The organism is Streptomyces sp. NBC_00344, assembly GCF_036088315.1.
In the GTDB taxonomy this organism is placed as follows: Bacteria; Actinomycetota; Actinomycetes; order Streptomycetales; family Streptomycetaceae; genus Streptomyces.
On record NZ_CP107996.1, the window covers coordinates 2,039,402 to 2,064,347 of the forward strand.

Annotated in this window: 22 protein-coding genes; 12 read left to right on the forward strand and 10 right to left on the reverse strand. The window is 69.5% G+C overall.

All coding sequences use genetic code 11. From position 1 onward, the window contains the following. Positions 1 to 161: 161 nt before the first annotated feature. From scy to OHS16_RS09035, 6 genes are all read left to right on the forward strand, one after another. Positions 162 to 3,878 (forward strand): polarized growth protein Scy, encoded by a 3,717-nt coding sequence (gene scy / locus OHS16_RS09010; RefSeq protein ID WP_328536648.1) that lies wholly within the window; start codon positions 162 to 164, stop codon positions 3,876 to 3,878. A gap of 114 nt (positions 3,879 to 3,992) precedes the next feature. Beyond that, positions 3,993 to 4,931 carry a cellulose-binding protein gene (locus OHS16_RS09015; RefSeq protein ID WP_328536649.1) on the forward strand — a complete coding sequence of 313 codons (939 nt, stop codon included), beginning with the start codon at positions 3,993 to 3,995 and terminating at the stop codon, positions 4,929 to 4,931. A 173-nt stretch (positions 4,932 to 5,104) separates the two neighbouring features. Continuing rightward, complete coding sequence (locus OHS16_RS09020) at positions 5,105 to 6,079, forward strand: ABC transporter ATP-binding protein (protein ID WP_328536650.1); 975 nt, start codon at positions 5,105 to 5,107, stop codon at positions 6,077 to 6,079. A gap of 1 nt (position 6,080) precedes the next feature. Continuing rightward, complete coding sequence (locus tag OHS16_RS09025; RefSeq protein ID WP_328536651.1) at positions 6,081 to 6,848, forward strand: ABC transporter permease; 768 nt, start codon at positions 6,081 to 6,083, stop codon at positions 6,846 to 6,848. 320 nt (positions 6,849 to 7,168) lie between these two features. Next, positions 7,169 to 8,281, forward strand: a complete 1,113-nt coding sequence (locus OHS16_RS09030; protein WP_328536652.1) for an ABC transporter ATP-binding protein — start codon at positions 7,169 to 7,171, stop codon at positions 8,279 to 8,281. Further along, positions 8,281 to 9,132 (forward strand): ABC transporter permease subunit, encoded by an 852-nt coding sequence (locus tag OHS16_RS09035; protein ID WP_328536653.1) that lies wholly within the window; start codon positions 8,281 to 8,283, stop codon positions 9,130 to 9,132. The genes OHS16_RS09030 and OHS16_RS09035 overlap by 1 nt, the downstream gene beginning before the upstream one ends. Before the next feature lie 30 nt (positions 9,133 to 9,162). On the opposite strand, the gene OHS16_RS09040 is transcribed toward OHS16_RS09035, so the two are convergent. Beyond that, positions 9,163 to 9,495 carry an ATP/GTP-binding protein gene (locus OHS16_RS09040; protein WP_328536654.1) on the reverse strand — a complete coding sequence of 111 codons (333 nt, stop codon included), beginning with the start codon at positions 9,493 to 9,495 and terminating at the stop codon, positions 9,163 to 9,165. Between the two features lie 219 nt (positions 9,496 to 9,714). Between OHS16_RS09040 and OHS16_RS09045 the strand changes: the two genes are divergently transcribed. Further along, positions 9,715 to 10,746: an LLM class flavin-dependent oxidoreductase gene (locus OHS16_RS09045; RefSeq protein WP_328536655.1), complete on the forward strand. Its 1,032-nt coding sequence runs from the start codon at positions 9,715 to 9,717 to the stop codon at positions 10,744 to 10,746. 91 nt (positions 10,747 to 10,837) lie between these two features. On the opposite strand, the gene OHS16_RS09050 is transcribed toward OHS16_RS09045, so the two are convergent. Then, on the reverse strand, positions 10,838 to 11,230 hold the full coding sequence (locus tag OHS16_RS09050; RefSeq protein ID WP_328536656.1) for an SCO5389 family protein: 393 nt from the start codon (positions 11,228 to 11,230) through the stop codon (positions 10,838 to 10,840). Positions 11,231 to 11,463: 233 nt separating this feature from the next. Between OHS16_RS09050 and nucS the strand changes: the two genes are divergently transcribed. Further along, positions 11,464 to 12,135, forward strand: a complete 672-nt coding sequence (gene nucS / locus OHS16_RS09055) for an endonuclease NucS (protein WP_328536657.1) — start codon at positions 11,464 to 11,466, stop codon at positions 12,133 to 12,135. Between the two features lie 116 nt (positions 12,136 to 12,251). Here the strand turns inward: nucS and OHS16_RS09060 are convergent, their stop codons facing one another. From OHS16_RS09060 to OHS16_RS09075, 4 genes are all read right to left on the reverse strand, one after another. Next, positions 12,252 to 14,831 (reverse strand): ATP-binding protein, encoded by a 2,580-nt coding sequence (locus tag OHS16_RS09060; RefSeq protein WP_328536658.1) that lies wholly within the window; start codon positions 14,829 to 14,831, stop codon positions 12,252 to 12,254. 231 nt (positions 14,832 to 15,062) lie between these two features. Beyond that, positions 15,063 to 15,386, reverse strand: a complete 324-nt coding sequence (locus OHS16_RS09065; protein WP_328536659.1) for an STAS domain-containing protein — start codon at positions 15,384 to 15,386, stop codon at positions 15,063 to 15,065. A 146-nt stretch (positions 15,387 to 15,532) separates the two neighbouring features. Further along, the gene (locus OHS16_RS09070; RefSeq protein ID WP_328536660.1) at positions 15,533 to 16,381 is read right to left on the reverse strand and encodes a 3-hydroxyacyl-CoA dehydrogenase family protein; all 849 of its coding nucleotides are present in this window, start codon (positions 16,379 to 16,381) and stop codon (positions 15,533 to 15,535) included. A gap of 129 nt (positions 16,382 to 16,510) precedes the next feature. Then, entirely contained in the window at positions 16,511 to 16,804 is a 294-nt protein-coding gene (locus OHS16_RS09075; protein WP_328536661.1) for a hypothetical protein, read from the reverse strand. Positions 16,805 to 16,856: 52 nt separating this feature from the next. Between OHS16_RS09075 and OHS16_RS09080 the strand changes: the two genes are divergently transcribed. From OHS16_RS09080 to OHS16_RS09095, 4 genes are all read left to right on the forward strand, one after another. Next, entirely contained in the window at positions 16,857 to 17,429 is a 573-nt protein-coding gene (locus tag OHS16_RS09080) for a cob(I)yrinic acid a,c-diamide adenosyltransferase (RefSeq protein ID WP_328536662.1), read from the forward strand. Positions 17,430 to 17,579: 150 nt separating this feature from the next. After that, complete coding sequence (locus tag OHS16_RS09085; protein WP_328536663.1) at positions 17,580 to 18,743, forward strand: sensor histidine kinase; 1,164 nt, start codon at positions 17,580 to 17,582, stop codon at positions 18,741 to 18,743. After that, positions 18,740 to 19,393: a response regulator transcription factor gene (locus OHS16_RS09090; RefSeq protein ID WP_328536664.1), complete on the forward strand. Its 654-nt coding sequence runs from the start codon at positions 18,740 to 18,742 to the stop codon at positions 19,391 to 19,393. The genes OHS16_RS09085 and OHS16_RS09090 overlap by 4 nt, the downstream gene beginning before the upstream one ends. 170 nt (positions 19,394 to 19,563) lie before the next feature. Next, entirely contained in the window at positions 19,564 to 21,396 is a 1,833-nt protein-coding gene (locus OHS16_RS09095; RefSeq protein WP_328536665.1) for a glycoside hydrolase family 18 chitinase, read from the forward strand. Positions 21,397 to 21,512: 116 nt separating this feature from the next. Here the strand turns inward: OHS16_RS09095 and OHS16_RS09100 are convergent, their stop codons facing one another. From OHS16_RS09100 to OHS16_RS09115, 4 genes are all read right to left on the reverse strand, one after another. Further along, complete coding sequence (locus OHS16_RS09100; protein WP_328536666.1) at positions 21,513 to 21,959, reverse strand: DUF2550 domain-containing protein; 447 nt, start codon at positions 21,957 to 21,959, stop codon at positions 21,513 to 21,515. Positions 21,960 to 22,078: 119 nt separating this feature from the next. Then, positions 22,079 to 22,450 carry a F0F1 ATP synthase subunit epsilon gene (locus OHS16_RS09105; RefSeq protein WP_328536667.1) on the reverse strand — a complete coding sequence of 124 codons (372 nt, stop codon included), beginning with the start codon at positions 22,448 to 22,450 and terminating at the stop codon, positions 22,079 to 22,081. A 129-nt stretch (positions 22,451 to 22,579) separates the two neighbouring features. After that, a complete protein-coding gene (gene atpD / locus OHS16_RS09110; RefSeq protein WP_328536668.1) occupies positions 22,580 to 24,022 on the reverse strand; it encodes a F0F1 ATP synthase subunit beta in 1,443 nt (480 codons plus the stop codon). After that, positions 24,022 to 24,939 (reverse strand): F0F1 ATP synthase subunit gamma, encoded by a 918-nt coding sequence (locus OHS16_RS09115; RefSeq protein ID WP_328536669.1) that lies wholly within the window; start codon positions 24,937 to 24,939, stop codon positions 24,022 to 24,024. The genes atpD and OHS16_RS09115 overlap by 1 nt, the downstream gene beginning before the upstream one ends. Positions 24,940 to 24,946: the final 7 nt, after the last annotated feature.

Sequence of the window (24,946 nt, forward strand, 5' to 3'; positions counted from 1 at the left end):
ATACCCGGGCCGGTAGAGTGGGTAACTCCGGTCCGGGGCCGGATCGGGGCCTGTGACCCATGCCTCGTCGATGATCTGACACCATTCCCCCGGGGGCCCGTCGTCGAGACGGTGCTCGTACGGGAAGAGTGTTGCGACCAGGGGACGGATGGGACCGCGCAGTGCGGGGCTACGAACGCCAGGAGAGCCACCGGGCTGAAGACGACCATCTCTCGCGGTTCGAGGCCGAGATGGACCGGCTGAAGACCGAGCGGGAGAAGGCAGTCCAGCACGCCGAGGACCTCGGTTACCAGGTCGAGGTGCTGCGCGCCAAGCTCCATGAGGCGCGGCGCAACCTGGCGTCCCGGCCTGCCTACGACGCGGCCGATGTCGGTTACCAGGCCGAACAGTTGCTGCGGAACGCCCAGGTCCAGGCCGACCAGTTGCGCAGCGACGCCGAGCGCGAACTGCGCGACGCCCGGGCGCAGACCCAGCGCATCCTCCAGGAGCACGCCGAGCACCAGTCACGGCTCCAGGCCGAGCTGCACACCGAGGCCGTCACCCGGCGTCAGCGTCTGGACCAGGAACTCGCCGAGCGCCGGCAGACCGTCGAGTCGCATGTCAACGAGAACGTGGCGTGGGCCGAGCAACTGCGCGCCCGTACCGAGGCCCAGGCCCGCCGGCTCATGGACGAGTCGCGGGCGGAGGCGGAACAGGCACTCGCCGCCGCCCGGGCCGAGGCGGTCAGGCTGGCAGACGAGGCCCGCCAGCGCCTCGGTTCCGAGGCCGAGTCGGCCCGTACCGAGGCCGACACGATCCTGCGCAGGGCACGCGCCGAGGCCGAACGGCTGCTCAACGCCGCTTCCACCCAGGCGCAGGAGGCCACCACTCACGCGGAGCAGCTGCGTACGTCCACCACCGCCGAGTCCGACCAGGCGCGCCAGCAGGCCGCCGAGCTCGGCCGGACCGCCGAGCAGCGGGTGCAGGAGGCCGAACGCGCGCTGCGCGAGGCGCGTACCGAGGCGGAGAAGGTCCTCGCGGAGGCCAAGGACTCGGCGACCAAGCAGATCGCGTCCGCCGAGTCGGTCAACGAGCAGCGCACCCGGACGGCGAAGGCCGAGATCGCCCGGCTGGTCGGCGAGGCCACCAAGGACGCCGAGGCGCTGAAGGCGGAGGCCGAACAGGCCCTGTCGGACGCCACGGCGAAGGCCGAGCGGCTGGTCGCCGAAGCGAGCGACCAGGCTCGTACGGCCGCGGCTGAGGACACCGCCGCGCAGCTCGCGAAGGCCGCCAGGACCGCCGAGGAGGTACTGACCAAGGCATCCGATGACGCCAGGTCGACCACCAGGGCCGCGGCCGAGGAGGCCGAACGGATCCGGCACGAGGCGGAGGCGGAGGCGGAGCGGCTCAGCAATGAGGCTGCCGAGTCCGCCGAGCAGCTCAAGGGTGCGGCCAAGGACGACACCAAGGAGTACCGCGCCAAAACGGTCGAACTGCAGGAGGAGGCGCGCAGGCTGCGCGGCGAGGCCGAGCAGCTGCGAGCCGACGCGGTCGCCGAGGGCGAGCGGATCCGCGGCGAGGCCCGGCGTGAGGCCGTGCAGCAGATCGAGGAGGCGGCACGGACCGCCGAGGAGCTGCTGGCCAAGGCGAAGGCTGACGCCGACGAGGTGCGCTCGAGTGCCGGCTCCGAGTCCGAGCGGGTGCGTGCCGAGGCCATCGAGCGGGCCACCACGCTGCGCAAGCAGGCCGAGGAGACGCTGGAGCGCACCAGGGCCGAGGCCGAGCGGCTGCGCACCGAGGCGGAGGAGCAGGCCGAGGAGACCCGGGCCCAGTCCGAGCAGGCCGCCCTGGATCTGCGCGAGGAGAACGAACGCGGCATAGAGAGCCGCAGGGCCGAGGCAGCCGACGAGCTGACCCGGCTGCACACCGAGGCCGAGCAGCGGCTGGCCGGCGCCGAGACGGCCCTGACCGACGCCCGCGGCGAGGCCGAGCAGCTCCGCAGGGAGACCGCAGAGGAGACCGATCGGCTGCGCGGGGAGGCCGCGGAGCGGGTCCGTTCGCTGCGGGAGCAGGCCGAGCAGGAGGCCGAGCGGCTTCGTGACGAGGCCGCCGCCGAGGCCTCGCAGGCCCGCGCGGAGGGCGAGAACATCGCGGTACGGCTGCGCAGTGACGCGGCCGCCGAGGCCGAACGTCTCAAGGCCGAGGCGCAGGACACCGCCGACCGGGTACGGGCGGAGGCCGCGACGGCCGCCGAACGGCTGGGCAACGAGGCACAGGAAGCACTCGCGGCCGCCCAGGAGGAGGCCAACCGGCGCCGCCGTGAGGCCGAGGAGCTGCTCACCGCCGCCCGCGGCGAGGCCGAGCAGGAGCGCGGGCAGGCCCGCGAGCAGAGCGAGGAGCTGCTCGCCTCCGCCCGCAAGCGGGTGGAGGAGGCGCAGACCGAGGCGGCGCGGCTGGTCGAGGAGGCGGACCGCAGGGCGAGCGAGCTGGTGTCGGCCGCGGAGCAGACCGCCCAGCAAGTGCGGGACTCGGTGGCCGGGCTGCAGGACCAGGCCGAGCAGGAGATCGCCGGGCTGCGCTCGACCGCCGAGCATGTCGCGGAACGTACGAAATCGGAGGCGCAGGAGGAAGCGGATCGGGTCCGCTCCGACGCGTACGCCGAGCGGGAGCGTGCGTCCGAGGACGCCGGACGGGTCCGGCGCGTGGCCCAGGAGGAATCCGAGGCCGCCAAGACCCTTGCCGAGCGCACGGTCACCGAGGCGATCACCGAGTCCGACCAGCTGCGTGCCACCGCCGCCGAATACGTCCAGCAGATGCGGACCGAGGCGTCCGACGCTGTGGCGACGGCCGAGCAGGACGCCGCCAGGGCCCGGGCCGAAGCCCGCGAGGACGCCAACCGCATCCGTTCCGAGGCGGCGGGCCAGGCAGACCGGCTGATCGCCGAGGCTTCCGGCGAGTCCGAGCGGATGCGCGCCGAGGCCGCCGAGACGGTCGGCTCCGCCCAGCAGGCCGCCGAGCGGATCAGGGCGGAGGCCGAGCGCGTCAGGGCCGATGCCGAGGCCACGGCCGAGCAGCTGCGCTCCGAAGCACGGTCGGAGTCCGAGCGGGTACTGGACGAGGCCCGCGAGATGGCGGCCAAGCGCCGCGCCGACGCCGCCGAGCAGGCCGACCAGTTGATGTCGAAGGCCCAGGAGGAAGCGCTGCGCACCGCGACCGAGGCCGAGACCCAGGCCGACCGGATGGTGGGAGCCGCCCGCAAGGAGGCCGACCGGATCACCGCGGACGCGACGGTCGAGGGCAACAGCATGGTGGAGAAGTCGCGCACGGACGCGGACGAACTCCTCGTGGGCGCCCGTCGCGACGCCACGGCCATCCGGGAGCGTTCCGAGGAACTGCGCGAGCGGGTCACGGCCGAGGTCGAGGAACTGCACGAGCGGGCCCGGCGGGAGACCTCGGAGCAGATGAAGTCCGCGGGCGAACGCGTGGACAACCTGCTGAAGGCCGCCGCCGAACAGCAGGCGGAGGCCGAGGCGAAGGCCAAGCAAGTCGCATCGGACGCCGCGTCCGAGGCGGCCAAGGTCCGTATCGCAGCGGTCAAGCGGGCGGAGGGACTGCTCAAGGAGGCCGAGCAGAAGAAGGCCGAGCTGGTACGCGAAGCGGAACAGCTCAGGAGCGAGGCCGCGAACGAGGCGGACCACCTCGTGGAGGAAGCCACCCACGAACACGACGTGCTGATGCGCCGTCGGGCGGACATCCAGGCCGAGATCTCCCGTGTCCAGGACGTACTTGAAGCGTTGGAGTCCTTTGAGGCGCCGACCGGGTCCGGTAAAGAGGCGGGTGTGAAGGCCGGTGCGGCGGCAGGAGGAACTCGTCCGGGTAGCAAGCCGTCTGAGGGCTAGCCACTCAAAAGGCTGGACATTCTCCAGATCAAACGGGCATCTGCTCGATGACACGCCGCTTCGGCCCCTAGGATTCCTTCTATCACCTCACCGGTCTCATTCGACAGGAACCCCATGAGCGACACTTCCTCCCCATTCGGCTTCGAGCTCGTGCGGCGTGGTTACGACCGCGGTCAGGTGGATGACCGCATTACCAAGCTCGTCGCCGACCGTGACAGCGCTCTGGCACGGATCACCTCTCTGGAAAAGCGCATCGAGGAACTCCACCTCGAAACTCAGAACGCCCAGGCCCAGGTCAACGACGCCGAGCCGTCGTACGCCGGTCTCGGCGCGCGTGTCGAGAAGATCCTCCGTCTTGCCGAGGAGGAGGCGAAGGACCTCCGTGAGGAGGCCCGCCGCGCCGCCGAGCAGCACCGCGAGCTGGCCGAGTCGGCCGCTCAGCAGGTCCGCAACGATGCGGAGGCGTTCGCCGCCGAGCGGAAGTCCAAGGCCGAGGACGAGGGCGTCCGGATCGTCGAGAAGGCCAAGGGCGAGGCATCCACGCTGCGCTCCGAGGCCCAGAAGGACGCACAGTCGAAGCGTGAGGAGGCGGACGCCCTCTTCGAGGAGACCCGCGCCAAGGCCGCCCAGGCCGCCGCGGACTTCGAGACGAACCTCGCCAAGCGCCGCGAGCAGTCGGAGCGCGACCTGGCCTCGCGTCAGGCCAAGGCCGAGAAGCGTCTGGCCGAGATCGAGCACCGCGCCGAGCAGCTCCGTCTGGAGGCGGAGAAGCTGCGTACGGACGCCGAGCGCCGCGCCCGTCAGACAGTGGAGACCGCTCAGCGCCAGGCCGAGGACATCGTGGCCGACGCGAACGCCAAGGCCGACCGGATCCGCAGCGAATCGGAGCGCGAGCTGGCGGCGCTCACCAACCGCCGCGACTCGATCAACGCGCAACTGACCAACGTCCGCGAGATGCTGGCCACTCTGACCGGCGCCGCGGTGGCCGCTGCCGGCACCCCGGCCGACGAGGAGCCGGTCTCCCGCGGAGTTCCGGCCCAGCAGACCCGGTGACTACGCCGCCCTCCCCCGGGGCTGCGTGATCCCGGACTCTCCACAAAGCCCCCCGTCATTCCGGTGGCGGGGGGCTTCTCGTGCGCCTAGCGTGACGTTCGTGCTGCCCTCGGCCCGGCGGGGGTACGGGGAAGCCGGGGCGATACATCCGATATACGACGAGACGGAACGCAGTGATCGAACTCTCGGGGCTGACCAAACGTTATGGCGACACCACAGCTGTCGATCAGCTGTCCTTCACCGTGCGGCCGGGCATTGTGACGGGCTTTCTGGGGCCCAACGGAGCGGGCAAGTCCACCACCATGCGGATGGTGCTGGGCCTGGACAACCCGACGCGCGGCGACGTGCGGATCGACGGTAAGCACTACGCCGAACTGAAGGACCCGCTGAAGTACATCGGCGCGCTGCTCGACGCCAAGGCCATGCACGGCGGGCGCACCGCCTACAACCATCTGCTCTGCCTGGCCCAGAGCAACGGCATCCCGGCCTCGCGGGTCGGCGAGGTGCTGGAGACCGTGGGTCTGTCCGCCGTGGCGAAGAAGCGCGCGAAGGGCTTCTCCCTGGGCATGGGACAGCGGCTGGGTATCGCGGGGGCGCTGCTCGGTGACCCGGAGATCCTGATGTTCGACGAGCCGGTGAACGGACTCGACCCCGAGGGCATCCACTGGATCCGCAATCTCATGAAGTCGCTGGCCTCCCAGGGCCGCACCATCTTCGTCTCGTCCCACCTGATGAGCGAAATGGCCCTCACCGCCGACCACCTGGTGGTCATCGGCCAGGGACGGCTGATGGCCGACACCTCCATGGCGGACTTCATCGCGCAGAACTCGCGCTCCTACGTCAGGTTGCGCTCCCCGGAACGGGAGCGGCTGCTCGACATCCTGCAGGGCGCCGGCTTCTCGGCGGTCAGCGCCGACAACGGGACGCTCGAAGTGGATGGCGCCACCTCGGCCGAGCTCGGTGAGCTGGCCGCACAGCACCGGCTCGTGCTGCATGAGCTGAGCCCCCAGCAGGCTTCCCTCGAAGAGGCGTTCATGCAGCTCACCGCCGAATCCGTGCAGTACCACGCGCACGACGGGGTGACTCCGTCCCCGCAACAGCAACAGCCCCGCTGGGGCAATCCGCAGAACCCGCAGAGGGGGGCCTGACATGGCGGTCGCTCAGGTCGTGAAGTCCGAGTGGACGAAGATCAGGTCCGTGCAGTCGACGGTGTGGACGCTCGCGGCGGCCCTGCTGGCGACCGTGGCTTTCGGCGCGCTGATCAGCCTGGTCACCAACAACACCTTCCGGGACATGGACCGCAGGGATCAGCTGACGTTCGATCCGACGGCGGCGAGTTTCGGCGGAATCCTGCTCGGTCAGCTCGCGTTGATCGTCTTCGGCGTTCTCGTGGTGTCCAACGAATACAGCACCGGAATGATCCGGATGTCGCTGGCCGCCGTGCCCCAGCGCGCGACGTTCTATTTCAGCAAGCTCGCGGTGGCCACGGTGTTCGCCTTTGTCGTCGGGATCGTGACGAGTTTCGTGACGTACTTCCTGGGACAGGCGCTGCTCGGCGATCACCGCTCACACATCGACGACCCCGGTGTGCTGCGGGCGGTGATCGGCGCGGCGCTCTATATGACACTGATCGCGCTGTTCTCGATGGGCACCGCCTCGATGCTGCGCAGCCCCATGCTGTCGCTCGGCATCCTGATGCCGTTCTTCTTTCTGGTCTCCAATATCCTCGGGGGCCTCTCCGCCACGAAGAAGGTCGGACAGTATCTTCCCGACCAGGCGGGCCGGCGGATCACCGAGGTGGTCTTCGCGGGGGACGACGCCCCGTACGGCCCGTGGACCGGGCTGGGGATCATGGCCCTGTGGGTGGTCGCGGCCGTGCTCGGCGGATACGCCCTGCTCAAGAAGCGCGACGCGTAGGCGGGTCGGAGCCGGGTTCTGGTCCGGGCTCGGCTCCGGGCTCGGGCTCGGGCTCGGGCTCGGGCTCGGGCGAAGCGTCGGGTGGTGGGGCGGGTGACGGGATGACGGCCGCGGTGGACGGCGGGAGCAGCCCATCGAAGTTCCTGCTGCCCCCGCTGCCCGGCTCCCTCGCCGGCACTCCCTGACACATCGCGCGGTCCACGGCCGGAACGACTTCGCCGGAACCGTCAAGGCCTGGATATCCTCCTCACTCATACGGGGGTGATCGGCCAGATCGAGGCTGGGCCCCGACGACACGAAGACGTCGATGGGGCTGGAGAATGATCGAGGCAGTCGGCCTGACGAAGCGCTATGGCGCCAAGACAGCCGTGTACAACCTTTCCTTCCAGGTGCGTCCGGGCACCGTGACCGGCTTTCTGGGGCCCAACGGTTCCGGGAAGTCGACCACCATGCGGATGATCCTGGGACTCGACGAGCCGACGTCCGGACACGTCACGATCGGCGGCCACCCGTTCCGCAAGCTGCCGAACGCACCCCGTCAGGTGGGCGCGCTGCTCGATGCGAAGGCGGTGCACGGCGGCCGCAGCGCCCGCAGTCATCTGCTCTCGCTCGCGCAGCTATCCGGGATTCCGGCCCGCCGGGTCGACGAGGTGCTCGGAGTCGTCGGGCTCCAGGAAGTGGCCAGAAAGCGATCCAAGGGGTTCTCCCTCGGCATGGGCCAGCGTCTGGGCATCGCGGCCGCTCTGCTCGGTGATCCGCTGGTGCTGCTCTTCGACGAGCCGGTGAACGGACTCGACCCGGAGGGCATCCTCTGGGTCCGCAACCTCATGAAGACGCTGGCGTCGGAGGGCCGCACCGTTTTCGTCTCGTCCCACCTGATGAGCGAGATGGCCCTCACCGCCGACCACCTCATCGTCATCGGCCGCGGCCAGCTGCTGGCCGACATGAGCGTCAAGGACTTCATCTCGCACAACTCGGCGGACTTCGCCCGCGTCCGCACCGCCGAAGTACCGGCGCGCGAAAAACTGACGGCCGCCCTCACCGAGGCGGGCGGTCAGGTCATGCCGGAGCCGGACGGCGCGATGCGGGTCACCGGGCTCGCGCTGCCGAGGATCAGCGATCTGGCCCATGATGCGGGCGTACAGCTGTGGGAACTCTCCCCGCACCAGGCGTCGCTGGAAGAGGCCTACATGCGGATGACCCAGGGCGCGGTCGACTACCGCTCGACGGCGGACCAGCTGAACGGTTTCCAGCAGCCCGGGCACCCGCTCCAGCAGCCGATGCCCCCCGAGATGCCGCAGCAGGGCTGGTACGCCCCGCCGCCGCCCGGACAGAACCCGTACGCCGCGTCCCCGGCCGCGGCGCCCCAGGCGGCCCCCGCAGCGCCCCCTGCCGCGGCTCCCGCGACCGCTCCCGCCCAGAAGGACCTCTGATGACGACCCCCGCCCCCGCGCCGCACCAGCCGCCACAGCAGCAGCAGCCTTCGTACTACGTCTCGCCGATCCCGGTGACCAGTGCTCATCTCGGTCATGCCGTGGCGTCCGAGTGGACGAAGATCAGGTCGGTCCGCTCCACGATGTGGACGCTCGGCGTGCTCATCGTGCTCGTCGTCGGTATCGGTCTGGTGATCGCGATCGCCGTCGACTCGTCCGGCTCGTCGCTGGCCGGTACCCCGCTGCTCAGCATGGGCTTCTTCGGTGTGCTGCTCGGCTCCATGTGTGTCATCACGCTCGGCGTGCTGACGGTGGCGTCCGAGTACGGCACAGGCATGATCCGGACCACCCTGACCGCCTGCCCCAGCCGGGCCCGGGTGCTGGCCGCGAAGGCGCTCGTGTTCTTCCTGCTGGCCTTCGCGATCCTGCTGGTGACGACCACGCTGGTAGCGGTGTTCCAGTACGGCCTCCTCAAGGGCTCGGGCAGCCGGGACCCGAGCGGCGGTGAGTGGTTCCGCGCGACGGTGGGGGTCAGTCTCTACGTCGCTCTGCTGGGGCTGCTGTCGCTCGCCATCGGATCGCTGGTCCGGCACTCCGCGGGCGCCATCACCGTGATGCTCGGTGTGGTGCTTCTGCCGCTGGTACTGGCGCTGTTCATGTTCTCGGACTCCCTGCACACCGTGCAGGAGAAGCTCTTCGAGTACTCGATCCCCAACCAGCTCAGCGCGTTCTACAACACCTCGGTCTCCGAATCCGGGCCGACCGGCTGGCAGCCGCTGTGGATCCTGCTCGGAGTGACGGCGGTCGTGTACGGGGGCGCGGTCGCGGCCCTCAACAGCCGGGACGTCTGAGGCGCGGGCCGGCCGGTCAGTACCCGCCGGTCAGTATCTGGGCGCGTTACGGGACCGCTGCACCTGCGAGGTGCGGCGGTCCTTCGCGTTCCAGCACGCCTTGTGCCAGTGCCTGCGGTCGTCGACTCCGCCGTACTCGGGCCAGGCGACCACATGCGGCACCCCGGAGGGGATCTCCTGGTCGCAGCCCGGACAGCGATAGCGCTTGCCCCGTGCGCTGCCGCCGTTGACCGTCCGGACCAGCCATTCCTCGCCCTGCCAGAACTCGGTGGACTGCAGGCCGAAACGATCGCCTCCCGCGCTGCCACTGACGGGGTCGCTCGGCTTCTCACCACCACGGGGGCGGTTGTGGCGCGGGGACACGTATCACCTCACGGGCAGACCGGACAGTTTCTCGCTTCTCCCAGCCTACGGGGAGCGGACCCGGGAACTCGTCCCGCTCCCCCAGGAGGCGTGAAATCCTCGGTGACCTCTTAGCGGAAAATCACAACAGGTTTTGCGCAGCACCGTGCCTTTGGCACGTGTCAGGCGTTGTTGCCTGTAAGGGGGAGAGCCGCGTCGGCCGTAAGGAGGCAGAAGGCGATGCGTGTTGGGGCATTTGTACTGGCGGCCCAGTTCCCGGGGCAGGGGCAGGAAGAAGCACTGCACCGGGCGGTGCGGTCCGCGGAGGTCGCAGAGGAATGCGGGCTCGATTCGGTCTGGCTGGCCGAACATCACTTCGTTCCGTACGGAGTCTGTCCGTCCGCGGTGACACTGGCCGCGCTGATGCTCGGCCGCACCCGGCGGATCCGGGTCGGTACGGCGGTGAGTGTGCTGCCGAACGCACACCCGGTCGCACTCGGCGAGCAGGCGGCGCTGCTGCACATCGTCTCCGGAGGCCGGTTCAGCCTCGGCGTGGGGCGCGGCGGGCCCTGGGTGGATCTGGAGGTCTTCGGTGCCGGCCTGGAGGCGTACGAGAGCGGCTTTCCCGAAGCGCTCGATCTGCTGCTGCGCTGGCTGCGTGAGCCACGGGTCTCGGCCGAAGGCGAACGCTTCGGCTTCCGTGAAGTCGCGGTCGTGCCGCGGCCGGACGAGCTGATGGGCGGCGAACTCCCGGGCCCCGAGACCGTGGTGGCGTGCACGTCGCCGGCAACGGTCCGGCTGGCCGCCGAACGCGGGCTGCCGATGCTGCTCGGGATGCACTCGGACGACGAGGAGAAAGCCGCGATGACAGCCCTGTGGCGCACCCATGCGCGCGCCGCCGGCCATCCGCCGGAGGTGATCGCGGGTATCGGTCATGTGGCCGCCGGGGTGGCGCAGATCTCGGACTGCCCGGCGGATGCGGCCGAGACCCTGGTCAAGGCGATGCCGGGCTGGCTCAGACAGGGACTCGACGCCCATGTCACCGTCGACGGGCGGCAACGAGCGATGCGCGACCCCGTGGCGTACACGGAAATGCTGTGCGCGATGCACCCGGTGGGCCCCCCGCGGCTGGCCGCCGACCGCCTCGCGGCGACCGCGGAGGCGACCGGGATCACCCGGTTCGCCCTGCTCGTCGAGGGTTCGGGCGACGTCGCGGCCACCGAGGAGAACGTCCGGATGCTCGGGGCTGAGGTGCTGCCGCTCCTGGCGTAGTGCGGCAGCCGTTCCCCAAGGAACAAGGAACGGGGTACTGCCGCTCCGGCAGCCATGACACCTCCCGCGGTGCGGAGCGGCAGCGCAGATATCAGCAGTCCCGGAGTTCCGGAGACTGATTCAGTAGCTGGCCCCTGATCGATGTGAAGCGGCCGAGCCGCTCGTCGACCGAGGAATCCAGCGGGAAGACCGCTACCCGGTGGCAGTTCTGGAATGCCAGGCGCACCCCGAAATGCCGCTGGAGCGATCCTCGTATGGCGTCACTCGCAAGTGCACGCAGCAGCTGGCCGCGTGCCTGCTCACTGGGGGGAGGCGTCTGGTTGTCGGCGAACTCGCCGCCGTCCACCTTCAGCTGGGCCACCAGAGAGCTGATCATCTCCCATGCGTAGGGCAGGGAGGTCCGGACGCAGTCGACGAAGTCCGCTTCATCGACCTCGCCTCGCTCGGCCTGTTCGAGTAGGGCCGGTGAGACGTCGAGCGACATGAGTTCTCCTCTCGCGACCCCGCACAGCGGGGCCTTACGGGCAGGGAAGAAGGGCGACGACGCAGAGTACACGGACGGCGACCTCCTGCATCCACGGTATGCGCGGTATCCCGCCCGCACCAGAAGAATGGGCACACAACCGGCCAATAACGATCGGCGGTTCCGACCGCCGTTCGAAGGCGGCCGGAGGCCGAATCGCGTGCCGGAGCGGATGTCGAGTAGCGTTGCCGACCATGCGTCTCGTCATCGCCCGCTGCTCCGTCGACTACGCGGGCCGCCTCACCGCCCATCTGCCATCCGCTCCGCGCCTGATCCTCGTGAAGGCCGATGGAAGCGTCTCGATCCATGCGGACGACCGGGCCTACAAGCCCCTCAACTGGATGTCACCGCCGTGCACTCTGAAGGAGGGCGCCGGGGACGACGCCGGTGTGTGGACCGTGGTGAACAAGGCGGGCGAGAAGCTCATCATCACCATGGAGGAGGTCCTGCACGACTCCTCTCACGAACTGGGCGTGGATCCCGGCCTCATCAAGGACGGCGTCGAGGCGCATCTGCAGGAACTCCTCGCGGACCGCATCGAGATCCTGGGTGACGGCTACACGCTCATTCGGCGTGAATACATGACGGCGATCGGCCCGGTGGACATCCTCTGCCGCGACGCGCAGAGCGCGACGGTGGCCGTGGAACTCAAACGACGCGGCGACATAGACGGCGTGGAACAGCTCACGCGCTATCTGGAACTGCTGAACCGCGATCCTCATCTGGCCCCGGTCAAGGGGGTTTTCGCGGCCCAGGAGATCAAACCGCAGGCGCGGGTGCTCGCGGCGGACCGCGGGATCGACTGTGTGGTGCTCGACTACGACGCGATGCGCGGCATCGAGGACGACAAACTGCGTCTCTTCTGAGAGCACGGCCAAGCGCACGGCCAAGCGCACGGCCCGGCATACAGCAGGTCCCCGGCGGACGGATCCGCCGGGGACCTGCTGTATGCCGGGCTGTCCTGTCGGCTCACCGCGTCCGGTCAGGAGGCCGAGGGAGAGTCCGAAGCCGAGGGTGAATCCGTGGCCGAGGGGTCGGCTTCCGTGCCGGAGGGCTCGGCCGTACCGGGCGTGCCGCTTCTGGTCGCCGTCGACCAGTCGGACGAGGACGGTGAACCGGCGGGCGGCGGGTCCCCGCTGTCGGGGCCCGTCGGGGTCGCGGACGGGGTGTCCGTCGGCTCGCTGGGCGACGGGCTCTCCGGAGGTGTCGTGGGAGGCTTGTGCGACGGCTTGGTGGGCGGCGGCGAGCTCTTCGACGGCTTGCCCGGAGTGGACGGCTTGCCGGTGGGCGACGACGGCTTGCCGCCGGGTGACGACGAGCTGCCGGAGGGTGTGCCGCTCTGTCCCGGCCGGGCCGTGTCGGTGGCGCTCGGCGTGCCGGGGGCCGAGGGATCGGCCGCACCGGCACCCGGCGTCCTGCTCGAGCCACCGGTCGAGTCGTCGCTGGGCTCCTCCGCGCCGAGGCCGCCGTCGCCGGTCTCCTCGCTGACCGACTGCCCCTGCTTGTCCTTGCCGGATGCCGGATCGCTGTTGCTCGTGGCTCCGAGCGTCACGACAGTGCCGAGCACCCCGGCGAGCAGCACCCCCGCGCCGGCAGCGACCAGGTTGCGCCGCGCGCCGCGGACCACTGTGCGGCGCTTGTTGGGCAGCGTCGCGCCGGCCGCTTTCGCCTGCTGAGTGACCAGGGTGGTGTTGTCATCGGCCGGCTGGGCACGCAGCGACAGAACCGCGCCCGCTGCGGGGACACCATCGGACGGTGATGACGGCTCCCCCTGTCCCGCCGCCCGGGCCTCGTCGCCGGAGCCCGCGGCGTCGCCGGCAGGAAACCCGCCGGCGGGGACGCCGCCCGAACGGTCGGCGATCAGCGCGAGCGCCCTGCGTCCGGCGACCGTGCCGTGCTTGTCGGCGAGCGCACCACGCAGCGCGATGGACGCCTCGAGCTCGGCGCGCGCCCGGTCCGGATTGCCGGAACAGAGGGCGAGAACACCCAACTCGTGGTGGAAATAGGCCTCTTCGGCGACCTCGCCGGATATTCGGGCCGCCTCCTGTCCGGTCCGCAGGGCCCGCTCCCACGCACCCCAGTGCAGCCCGGCCGCGAAAGCGGGGGCAGCGCTGCGGGCCAGCAGCACGGCGGCGCTTGGGTGGCCCGGGGCCGAGCCGGGTACCAGCGCGCTCATCGCGGCAAGCACCGCGTCGGCCTCGGCGGAAGCCCGCTCGGGTGACACCGAGGGATGCCCGGTCCACCATGCGTAGTGCTGCGCCACGGTCCGGGCGTGGGCCTCGGCCCCTTCGCCATAGCCGCCCGCAGTGAGCTGCTGCACGACTCCGGCAGCGAGCCGGTAGTGCGATCCGGCCGGTGAGAGCAGACCGCACCGGAAGAGCTCTCCGAGCGCCGCGTCCGCGTGGGTGTCTCCGACCAGGGCAGGCAGATGCGCCTGGTGCGGCACCTCGCCCCCGAGCGCCACGGCGAAGCCGAGGGTGGCGCGCGCCGACTCGCTGAGCCTGGCGGCCAGCAGGACCGCCGGGGCCGCCCCCTCGTCGAGAGTCGGCAGGGGTGCCTTCGGGGCGTCCCCGGTGGGAGCGTCCTCGGCGAAGGCCGCATCGCCCGGCTGCTCGGAGAGGTATCCCGACTCGTGGAAGGTGTCCGGGTCGCCGGTCAGCAGGTCACGCTGGAGCAGCAGGGCCCCGGCCTGGACGAAACGCAGCGGCAGCCCCTCCGACTCGAACCACAGATCGCCCGCCCAGTTCGCCTCGTCGTCGCTGAGCGGCCGCTCCACGGCGCGCTCCAGGATCTCCAGCGAAGCACTGCGTCCCAGGCCGCCGAGGAAGATCTCTTCGAGAGAGGAGTCGGTGAGCGGGGCCGGGACGTCGGGCGTGACCGCGATCAGATAGGCGCACTCGGGAGTGGCAGCCAGCAGCTCGTCCAGCGCGGCACCGCCGAACTCCAGATCGTCGAGGACGACGACCGCACCGATCCCGTGCACCAGGGTGAGCAGCTCCGGCCTGTCGGGGCGGTGCTGCGGCGCCCGGTGGACAGCCGCGAACAGGCTGTGCAGCAGGTCGGCGGCGCTGCGGTGGTAGCCGGAAAGCCGGATGACCCCGTCGGGGGCCAGGCCCGCGCAGTCGCGGGCGACGGCGTCGAGCAGCGCGGTGCGGCCCGATCCGGGCGCACCGGTGAGACGGACCGAGCGCCCGCGCGCCAGCAGCCGGACCAGCCGCTCCCGCTCCTCCTGGCGTTCCAGCAGCGGAAGCTCCGTGGCGGCGGGACCGGGCGGCGCCGGCGGGCCGGATGCGCGCAGCAGGTCCGCCCGCTCCTCGGCGCTGAGCCGCGGTGGCGCCGGCGGTTGTTCCCCGGGCGGACAGTGTTCGATCTCACTGCCGTCGACGGGATTCACGGTGACGAGGAAGTCACCCGAGACGAGCCGGGCGGTCCGGGCGCGCACAGGTGTCTGCTGCCCGAGATCGGGTGTCAGTGGATCGCGCGGCGGCCGTGATCCGCCGCCGCGCTCGTCGTAACGGCCCGCATGGCCGTAATCCTCCGGTCCCGGGTTTATCGGGTCCATGGTGAAAGCCCCCAGATGGTGTTGCGCGCGGTTGCCTTCCCGGCCTCGCACACCACGCTGTCGCTTCTGGTCCGGTGCCCGCCCTGTGGATTGGTCGAACTGAGCGGCAGGCGACCGTACCTTAAACCCTGGCCGGTATCCATGGCCACACGGGGTGCCGGACCGTCGGTGACGTCACACCTTCACGAAGATCGCCCGACAGGTTCCCTTTCGCGCAATCCCCGCTTTTCGTCACACGTGCGGCAGGGATTCCGCGGCAATTCCACCCTCAATGGCCAGAATGCGGTGCAGCCGGGTGGCTACCAGCAGTCGCTGCATCTGCGGTGGTACGCCGCGGAGCACCAGCCGCCGGCCGCAACGGCCGGCCCGCCGGTGGACCCCCATGATCACGCCGAGGCCCGTGGCGTCCCACGAATCCAGCTCGGTCAGGTCCAGCACCAGATCGCCGACTCCGTCGTCGACGGCCGAGTGCAGAACCGTACGGGCGTCCGCCGCGCTGCGGACGTCGAGGCGGCCCCCGACGACCAGCTCGACGTGGTCGCCCCTGATATGCATATGCGCTCCCCGAGATTGCTCGGCCTCTGTCACGTCTTTCACGTCTGTCACTCAACTGACTTCCCAGCCCGCAAAGAAGTTGCCATCCGTAAGCGAACCGATACTGAATTCACTCGACTGGATGATCGCCGGTCAGTCTGTTCGGTTCAGTGCTTGTAGAACCCCTGCCCGCTCTTGCGGCCGATGTCACCCGCGTCGACCATTCGGCGCATCAACTCGGGGGGTGCAAACTTCTCGTCCTGGGATTCTGTGTAGATATTGCTCGTGGCGTGCAGCAGGATGTCGACACCCGTCAGGTCCGCGGTGGCCAGCGGCCCCATGGCGTGACCGAACCCGAGCTTGCAGGCGATGTCGATGTCCTCGGCGGTGGCAACGCCCGACTCGTACAGCTTCGCCGCTTCGACGACCAGCGCCGAGATGAGGCGTGTCGTGACGAACCCGGCCACGTCACGGTTGACCACGATGCAGGTCTTGCCGACCGATTCGGCGAACTCCCGTGTGGTGGCGAGCGTTTCGTCGCTCGTCTTGTAGCCGCGGACCAGTTCGCAGAGCTGCATCATCGGAACGGGTGAGAAGAAGTGCGCACCGACAACCCGCTCCGGGTGCTCGGTCACCGCGGCGATCTTCGTGATCGGAATGGCCGATGTGTTGGAGGCGAGTACGGCGTCCTCCCGCACCAGCTTGTCCAGCGTGCGGAAGATCTCGTGCTTGACCTCAAGCTTCTCGAACACCGCTTCGACCACGATGTCCGCATCCGCGACGGCGTCCAGGTCGGTGGTCGCCGTGATCCGGGCAAGCGCGGCGTCCGCGTCCGCCGCGTCCAGCTTCCCCTTGCTCACAAAACGCGCGTACGAAGCCTTGATGGAGTCGGTACCCCGGGTCACGGCCGCTTCGGTCACATCACGCAGTACGACGTCCCAGCCCGCCTGGGCCGAGACCTGCGCAATGCCGGAACCCATGAGTCCGGCTCCGATGACAGCGAGCTTCCTGGCCAATTGACACCCCTTTGACGGCTTCCTGCGTACGGCTCTGGGCGGAGGCTATCGGCCGTGAGGCCCCTTGTGGCGGCTAAGAGATGCGCGTCACGTCCCACATGGCGGACATCACACTCCAAGGCGTCACCCTCAGGCCCTTACCGCATAGTTGAGCGCTTTCTCCCCGGGCGCCACTTCGATGTCGCCGAGAAGATCCGGTGCCGGCCTGGACACGTACTCCGCCGAACACCAGGCGACCATCCGGCCGCCGGTCCACGCGTGAGCACCGGCCGGGCAGGCCGGGCAGGCCCGGCCCGAGGGCCGGCGGCGCATCGAGTCCGGCCCTGCCGTCAACGCGGTGACCACGCCTCGACGCTGCTCCCGCGCGCCCGATGCCGCCGGCTCCCGGCCCGGCTCGACGTGCTGTCGCGTGACGGTGGGCACACGTCCCTTCCGGAGGCCGGGTGCCCGGCCGGTCAGCCCTTAGGCTCGCCCCATGGTCAATCTGACGCGCATCTACACCCGTACCGGCGACAAGGGCACCACCGCGCTCGGCGACATGAGCCGCACCGCCAAGACCGATCTGCGGATCTCCGCCTACGCCGACGCCAACGAGGCCAACGCGGCGATCGGCACCGCGATCGCCCTGGGACAGCTGCCGGAACCTGTGGTGAAGGTCCTGGTCCGCGTCCAGAACGACCTGTTCGACGTCGGGGCCGACCTGTGCACCCCGGTGGCGGACAACCCGGAGTACCCGCCACTGCGGGTGGAGCAGAACTACATCGACAAGCTGGAGTCGGACTGCGACCTCTTTCTGGAGGACCTGGAGAAGCTGCGCAGTTTCATCCTCCCCGGCGGTACTCCGGGGGCGGCGCTGCTGCACCAGGCATGCACCGTGGTGCGGCGGGCCGAGCGGTCCACCTGGGCAGCTCTCGAGGTGCACGGCGAGATCATGAACGAGCTCACCGCCACGTATCTGAACCGGCTGTCGGACCTGCTGTTCATCCTGGCCCGCAGCGCGAACCGGGATGTGGGCGACGTGCTGTGGGTGCCGGGCGGTGAGCGTTAGCCTCAGCGGGCCGGTGAATCTCCCTTCAGCGTTCCGCCCGCTGGGGTCCGAATCGTCGTCGGCAGTGAAAGGCGGCTGCATCGTTCGATGTAGTGGCGGATCGTCCCGGGTACGGAGGCCACCGCGCCCGGCGCCGTGTTTCATGGTGGGATGACCGCTCCGCGTCCGCACCGCGACGATGTCCTCATCGCTTTCGCCGGGCTGCTCGGCGGAGTCCTGCTGTGGGCGCTGGGCCTGTACACCCAGGCGGACCGGCCGCTGTCCGGCGCCTGGGCGCTGGTACCGCTGGCTGTGATGTCCGGCGCGGAACTGCTGCGCAGGGCCGCGCCGATGACCGCGCTGGGCATCGGCACACCCATCGTGCTCGCGGACCGGTTCACCTCGGGCAGCGTGGCCACGGTGCTGATGTTCACCGATGTGGTGTACGCGGCCGTACTGTACGGTTCGCCGGCCGCCGCCCGGCGCATCCCCTGGTCCACCGCACTGCTCACCATCGGCGTGACGATCGGGTCCTTCGCATGGATCCGCACCCCGGACGCCCTGCTGACCGGGGTGATCACAGGACTGGTCGTCTTCGCGCCCGCCGCCACCGGCGCCCTGATGCGCAGCCACCGGGAAGACGCGGTCGCCGCGCGGCTGCGGGCCGGACAGACCGCGCTGCTCGCCGAGATGGACCGGGTGCAGGCGGTCACGGCCGAACGGGCCAGGATGGCGCGCGAGCTCCACGACATGGTGGCCAACCATCTGTCGGCGATCGCCATCCACTCGACCGCCGCGCTCTGCCTGGACGATCCGCCGACCACCCGGAACGCACTGACCGTCATCCGGGAGAACAGCGTCGAGGGACTGGCCGAAATGCGCAGGCTGATCGGACTTCTCCGGGACAGCGGCGGCGGCCGCACGCCTGTCGCCGCACCCACCCTCGCCGCGCTGGACTCGCTGGTGGAGGGGGCCCGTGCGAACGGACTGGACACCGTGCTCGACGACGACCGCCCCGCCGGTGCCGGGCTGCCCGCCCCGGTGGAACTCGCGGCGTACCGCATCGTTCAGGAATCACTCACCAACGCGCTGAAACACGCGTCGCCCGGCAGGGTCACCGTCCGGCTGTCGTGCGCCGGGGACGCACTGGCCGTCTCGGTCCGCAGCCCGTACGGCGACCGGGCGGGTCCACGCGCGCCGGGATCGGGTTCCGGCCTGGTGGGGATGCGGGAACGGGTGGCACTGCTGGGCGGCACGTTCGAAGCGGGAGCGAGCGGCACGATCTGGCAGGTGCGGGCACGGTTGCCCGTACGGGAAAAGGAGTCCCCCGTATGACAGCCCATCGAGCGATCCGCGTTCTGGTCGCCGAGGACCAGTCGGCCGTACGGGCAGGTCTGGTCCTGATCCTGCGCAGCGCTCCCGGCATCGAGGTGATCGCCGAGGCGCCGGACGGCGAAGAGGCGGTGCGCCTGGCCCGGGAGCTGCGCCCGGATCTGGTGCTGATGGATATTCAGATGCCCAGGCTCGACGGTGTGTCCGCCACCCGCCTGATGGTCGCCGAGCAGCTCGCGGAGGTGCTGGTGCTGACCACCTTCGATCTTGACGAGTACGTCTTCGGGGCGCTGCGCGCGGGCGCGGCGGGTTTTCTCCTGAAGAGCACCGACGCCGGGGATCTGATCGCCGCGGTTCGGACGGTGGCACGCGGCGAAGGGCTGATCGCACCTGCCGTGACCCGTCGGCTGATCAGCGAGTTCGCCAGGACCAGCCGTGGCGGCCCGCCCGCGCCTGCCGCTCTGGACGGTCTCACCCGGCGTGAGCGGGAGGTACTGGTCTGTCTCGGCGGCGGTATGTCCAACGCGGACATCGCCCGGCGTCTCGGCATGGCGGAGGCCACGGTGAAGACGCATGTGAGCCGGCTCCTGGGCAAGCTGGATCTGCGCAACCGAGTGCAAGCGGCCGTACTGGCGCAGGAGTTGGGCCTGTGAGCGCGTCGGCTTCTGAGGTCTGGACCTCTTGACGATTGGTCCAGACCTTCCTACCCTCGCGGTACAACCTGCGGTGAGCGTGCCGTGACCATGGGTGCTCAGGGCGGCGCAGGGTGTGGTCCCGCAAGAACCACCCCCGTTCGGTCCGTTCATTCACTCGAGGAGCACCCTTGAGCCTTCGCCTGAACACCCGCTTCAGATCCAGATCCCTTGCTCTGCTGCTGCCTGTCGCCGCACTGGTCGGACTCTCCGCGGGACCGGCCCAGGCGGCCGGCACCACCGCCACCTACACCAAGGCCTCCGACTGGGGCAGCGGCTTCGAGGGCCGCTGGACCGTCAAGAACACGGGCACCACCGCGATCAGCAGCTGGACCGTCGAGTGGGACTTCCCCTCCGGCACGTCGGTGACCTCGGCCTGGGACGCCGACGTCACCGGGTCCGGAAACCACTGGACCGCCAAGAACAAGTCGTACAACGGCAGCCTGGCCCCGGGCGCCGGCGTGTCGTTCGGATTCAACGGCGCGGGTTCCGGCGCCCCCGCCAACTGCAGGCTCAACGGAGCCTCCTGCGACGGCGGCACCACCACCCCGGGCGACAACCCGCCCTCCGCTCCCGGCACCCCCACCGCGAGCGCCCTCACCTCGACCTCGCTGACCCTGCACTGGACCGCCGCCACCGACGACAACGGCGTCAAGAACTACGACGTCTACCGTGGCTCCACAAAGATCACGACGGTCACCGGCACCACGGCGAACGACAGCGGCCTGACGGCCGGCACCTCCTACACGTACAGCGTCAGAGCGCGGGACACCGCCGACCAGGTGGGCCCGGCATCCGCCGCCCTGACCGTCTCCACCACCGGCGGCGGGGGCGGCGACCCCGGCCCGGGCGGAAAGGTCAAGCTCGGGTACTTCACCGACTGGGGCATCTACCAGCGCAACTATCAGGTGAAGAACCTGGTGACATCGGGGTCCGCAGCCAGGATCACGCACATCAACTACGCCTTCGGCAACGTCACAGGCGGCAAGTGCGCGATCGGCGACGCCTACGCGGACTATCAGAAGACGTACGACGCGTCCTCCAGCGTCGACGGCACGGCCGACACCTGGGACCAACCGGTGGCCGGGAACATCAACCAGCTGCGCGAGCTCAAGAAGAAGTACCCCGGTCTCAAGGTCATCTGGTCGTTCGGCGGCTGGACGTGGTCCGGCGGCTTCGCCCAGGCCGCCCAGAATCCGGCGGCGTTCGCCCAGTCCTGCTACGACCTGGTCGAGGACCCGCGGTGGGCGGACGTCTTCGACGGCATCGACGTCGACTGGGAGTACCCCAACGCCTGTGGTCTCTCCTGCGACACGAGCGGGGCGGCCGCCTTCAAGAACGTGATGGCCGCGCTGCGCGCCAAGTTCGGCTCGTCGAACCTGGTCACAGCGGCCGTCTCGGCCGACGGATCATCGGGCGGCAAGATCGACGCGGCCGACTACGCGGGAGCCGCGCAGTACGCGGACTGGTTCAACGTCATGACGTACGACTTCTTCGGAGCGTGGGACGCGCAGGGCCCGACGGCGCCGCACTCACCGCTCACCTCCTACACCGGCATCCCGCACGACGGCTTCAACACCGCCGACGCGATCGCCAAGTACCGGGCGAAGGGCGTTCCCGCGGCGAAGCTGCTCATCGGCATCGGGCTCTACGGCCGCGGCTGGACCGGTGTGACCCAGGCCGCTCCGGGCGGCACCGCCACCGGGCCCGCGCCCGGCACCTACGAACAGGGCATCGAGGACTACAAGGTGCTCAAGAACAGCTGCCCGGCCACCGGTACGGTCGCCGGAACCGCCTACGCCAAGTGCGGCTCCAACTGGTGGAGCTACGACACCCCGGCCACCATCGCCGGAAAGATGAGCTGGGCGAAGGCCCAGGGTCTGGGAGGCGCGTTCTTCTGGGAGTTCAGCGGTGACACCAGCAACGGCGAGCTGGTGAACGCGATCAGCAGCGGCATCGGCTGACGGATACGCCGGCCGGATGAACCGAAGCCGGGGAGACGGGCCCGCCCCCTGTTTCCCCGGCTTCCTCATGCCCGATGCCCCGCCGGATGCCAGACGTCCGCCGGAGCTGTGTGCGGCTATGCCACATTCACCCGCTGGCCGGGTGGGGCGGCCTCCAGCCAGGCGAGGAATCCGGTCAGTGCGTCCTCGCTCATGGCCAGTTCGAGACGTACGTCCTTGTGCGAGCAGCAGAGCACGATCGCGTCGGAGAGCAGTGCCAGCTCTTCCTCGCCCTCCGGCGTGCGCCGGGAGACGACCTCGATCGACTGGCGTTCCAGGATGCGCCGGGGGCGCGGGGCGTAGGAGAAGACCCGGAACCACATGATGCGGTCCCCGCTGTAGCGGGCCACACCGTAGACCCAGCCCTTCCCGGAGGCGTCCGGCTTCTCCGGGAGGTCCCAGCGCACACTGCAGTCGAAGGTGCCGCCGGATCGCTGGATCAGCCGTCGGCGCAGACCGAACACGAAGAGTCCCACCGCTACCAGTACGACGACCAGACCGCACACAAGCAGAGCGAGGATCATCTACACCGACCTCCTCGCCTATGCGTTGACGGAACTGCTGCTGCATCGCCTCAGCCGCGACCGGTCCGGATTGCTCCGGACGGGCCGCGGCTGAGGTCACATCCTGTCAGTGGGAGGCGTCAGTGCCCCGCCACTGCTCGAAGCCGGACATCGGCACGTCGCCCTGCTGCGGCGTCCGTGTCCGCCTTTGCGCGGTCCAGCGCACGCTCGGCGCGCTGGACATCGATCTCGTCCGCCAGCTCGGCAATCTCGGCCAGCAGCGAAAGCTTGTTGTCGGCGAAGGAGATGAAGCCGCCGTGCACTGCGGCGACAACGGTTCCCTCGTTCGTTCGGATGGTCACCGGGCCCGATTCCAGCACACCGAGCAGCGGCTGGTGACCGGCCATGACGCCGATGTCGCCGGACGTGGTGCGCGCGACAACCAGGGTCGCCTCGCCGGACCAGACGTTACGGTCCGCCGCGACCAGCTCGACGTGCAGCTCAGCAGCCAAGGGTGGCTCCTCGGGTCACCACCCGGCACTGCTGCCGGGTGTTGGGTCAAAGTCTAATGGGCGTACGGAGAGGGGCGGGACATACCCGCCCCTCTCCAGGAGTCTGATGACTCACATGGGGCCGGCGCCTCAGGAGACGCCGAGCTCCTTGGCGTTGGCCTTGAGGTCCTCGATGCCACCGCACATGAAGAACGCCTGCTCGGGGAAGTGGTCGTAGTCCCCGTCACAGATCGCGTTGAACGCGGTGATCGACTCGTCGAGCGGCACGTCCGAACCGTCCACGCCGGTGAACTGCTTGGCGACGTGGGTGTTCTGCGACAGGAAGCGCTCGACACGACGGGCACGGTGGACAGTGAGCTTGTCCTCCTCGCCCAGCTCGTCGATACCGAGGATCGCGATGATGTCCTGGAGGTCCTTGTACTTCTGAAGGACACCCTTGACGCGGATCGCCGCGTCGTAGTGGTCCTTCGCGATGTAACGCGGGTCCAGGATGCGGGACGTCGAGTCCAGCGGGTCGACCGCCGGGTAGATGCCCTTCTCCGAGATCGGACGGGACAGAACGGTCGTCGCGTCCAGGTGGGCGAAGGTGGTCGCCGGGGCCGGGTCGGTCAGGTCGTCCGCGGGGACGTAGATCGCCTGCATCGAGGTGATCGAGTGTCCACGCGTCGAGGTGATGCGCTCCTGCAGCAGACCCATCTCGTCGGCCAGGTTCGGCTGGTAACCCACCGCGGACGGCATACGGCCGAGCAGGGTGGACACCTCGGAACCGGCCTGGGTGTAACGGAAGATGTTGTCGATGAAGAAGAGCACGTCCTGCTTCTGCACATCGCGGAAGTACTCCGCCATGGTCAGACCGGCCAGGGCCACGCGAAGACGGGTGCCCGGGGGCTCGTCCATCTGACCGAACACAAGCGCCGTCTTGTCGATGACGCCGGATTCGGCCATCTCCTCGATGAGGTCGTTGCCCTCACGGGTACGCTCACCGACGCCCGCGAACACCGACACACCGTCGTGGTTGTTGGCGACGCGGTAGATCATTTCCTGGATCAGCACGGTCTTGCCGACACCGGCACCACCGAACAGACCGATCTTTCCACCCGTGACGTACGGGGTGAGAAGGTCGATGACCTTGATGCCGGTCTCGAACATCTTGGTCTTCGACTCGAGCTGGTCGAAGGCCGGGGCCTTGCGGTGGATCGGCCAGCGCTCGGTGATCTCCGACTCGGCCTCGGGGTGGTTCAGGATCTCACCGAGGGTGTTGAACACCTTGCCCTTGGTGACGTCACCGACCGGCACCGTGATGCCCGCGCCGGTGTTGACCACCGGGGCCTGGCGGACCAGGCCGTCGGTGGGCTGCATCGAGATCGCGCGGATCACACCGTCACCCAGGTGCTGGGCGACTTCGAGGGTCAGCGTCTTGAGCTTGCCGTCCTCGGCCGGGTCTGCGACCTCGACCTTGAGGGCGTTGTAGATCTCCGGCATCGCGTCGACGGGGAACTCCACGTCGACGACCGGGCCGATGACCCGGGCAACGCGGCCCGTGGCGGCGGCCGTCTCAACAGTGGTCGTCATTACTTGTCACTCCCCGCGGTCGCGTCGGCCAGGGCACTTGAGCCACCGACGATCTCGCTGATTTCCTGGGTGATTTCGGCCTGTCGGGCCGCATTGGCAAGCCGGGAGAGGCTCTTGACGAGATCCCCGGCGTTGTCGGTCGCCGACTTCATCGCGCGGCGGCGGGCGGCGTGCTCGGAAGCGGCCGACTGCAGCAGTGCGTTGTAGACACGGCTCTCGACGTAACGCGGCAGCAGCGCGTCGAGCACGCCCTCCGCCGACGGTTCGAACTCGAACAGCGGAAGGACTTCCGCCTTGGCGTCCGGCTCCTCGGCCTTCTTGTCGAGGCTGAGCGGCAGCAGCCGGCTCTCGACCGGCGTCTGCGTCATCATCGATTCGAACTCGGTGAAGACGATGTGGAGCTCGTCCAGACCACCATCGGCCGTGTCCTGCTGGACCGCGGCGATCAGCGGCGCCGAAACGTTCTTGGCGTCCGCGTACGTCGGGTTGTCGGTGAATCCGCCCCACGACTCCACGACCTTGCGCTCGCGGAAGCCGTAGTACGCGACACCCTTGCGGCCGACGATGTAGGCGTCGACCTCCTTGCCCTCACCGCGGAGCCGCTGGGTCAGCTGCTCCGCCGCCTTGATGGCGTTGGAGGAGTACCCGCCGGCCAGACCGCGGTCGCTCGTGATGAGCAGAATCGCGGCCCGCGTCGGGTTCTCCGCCTCGGTGGTGAGCGGGTGCTTGGTGTTGGAGCCGGTTGCCACCGCGGTCACCGCACGGGTGAGCTCGGTCGCGTACGGCATCGACGCCGTCACCTTGCGCTGCGCCTTGACGATGCGCGAGGCGGCGATCATCTCCATCGCCTTGGTGATCTTCTTGGTCGCGGTGACGGATCGGATGCGACGCTTGTAGACCCGGAGCTGAGCTCCCATGAGTCAG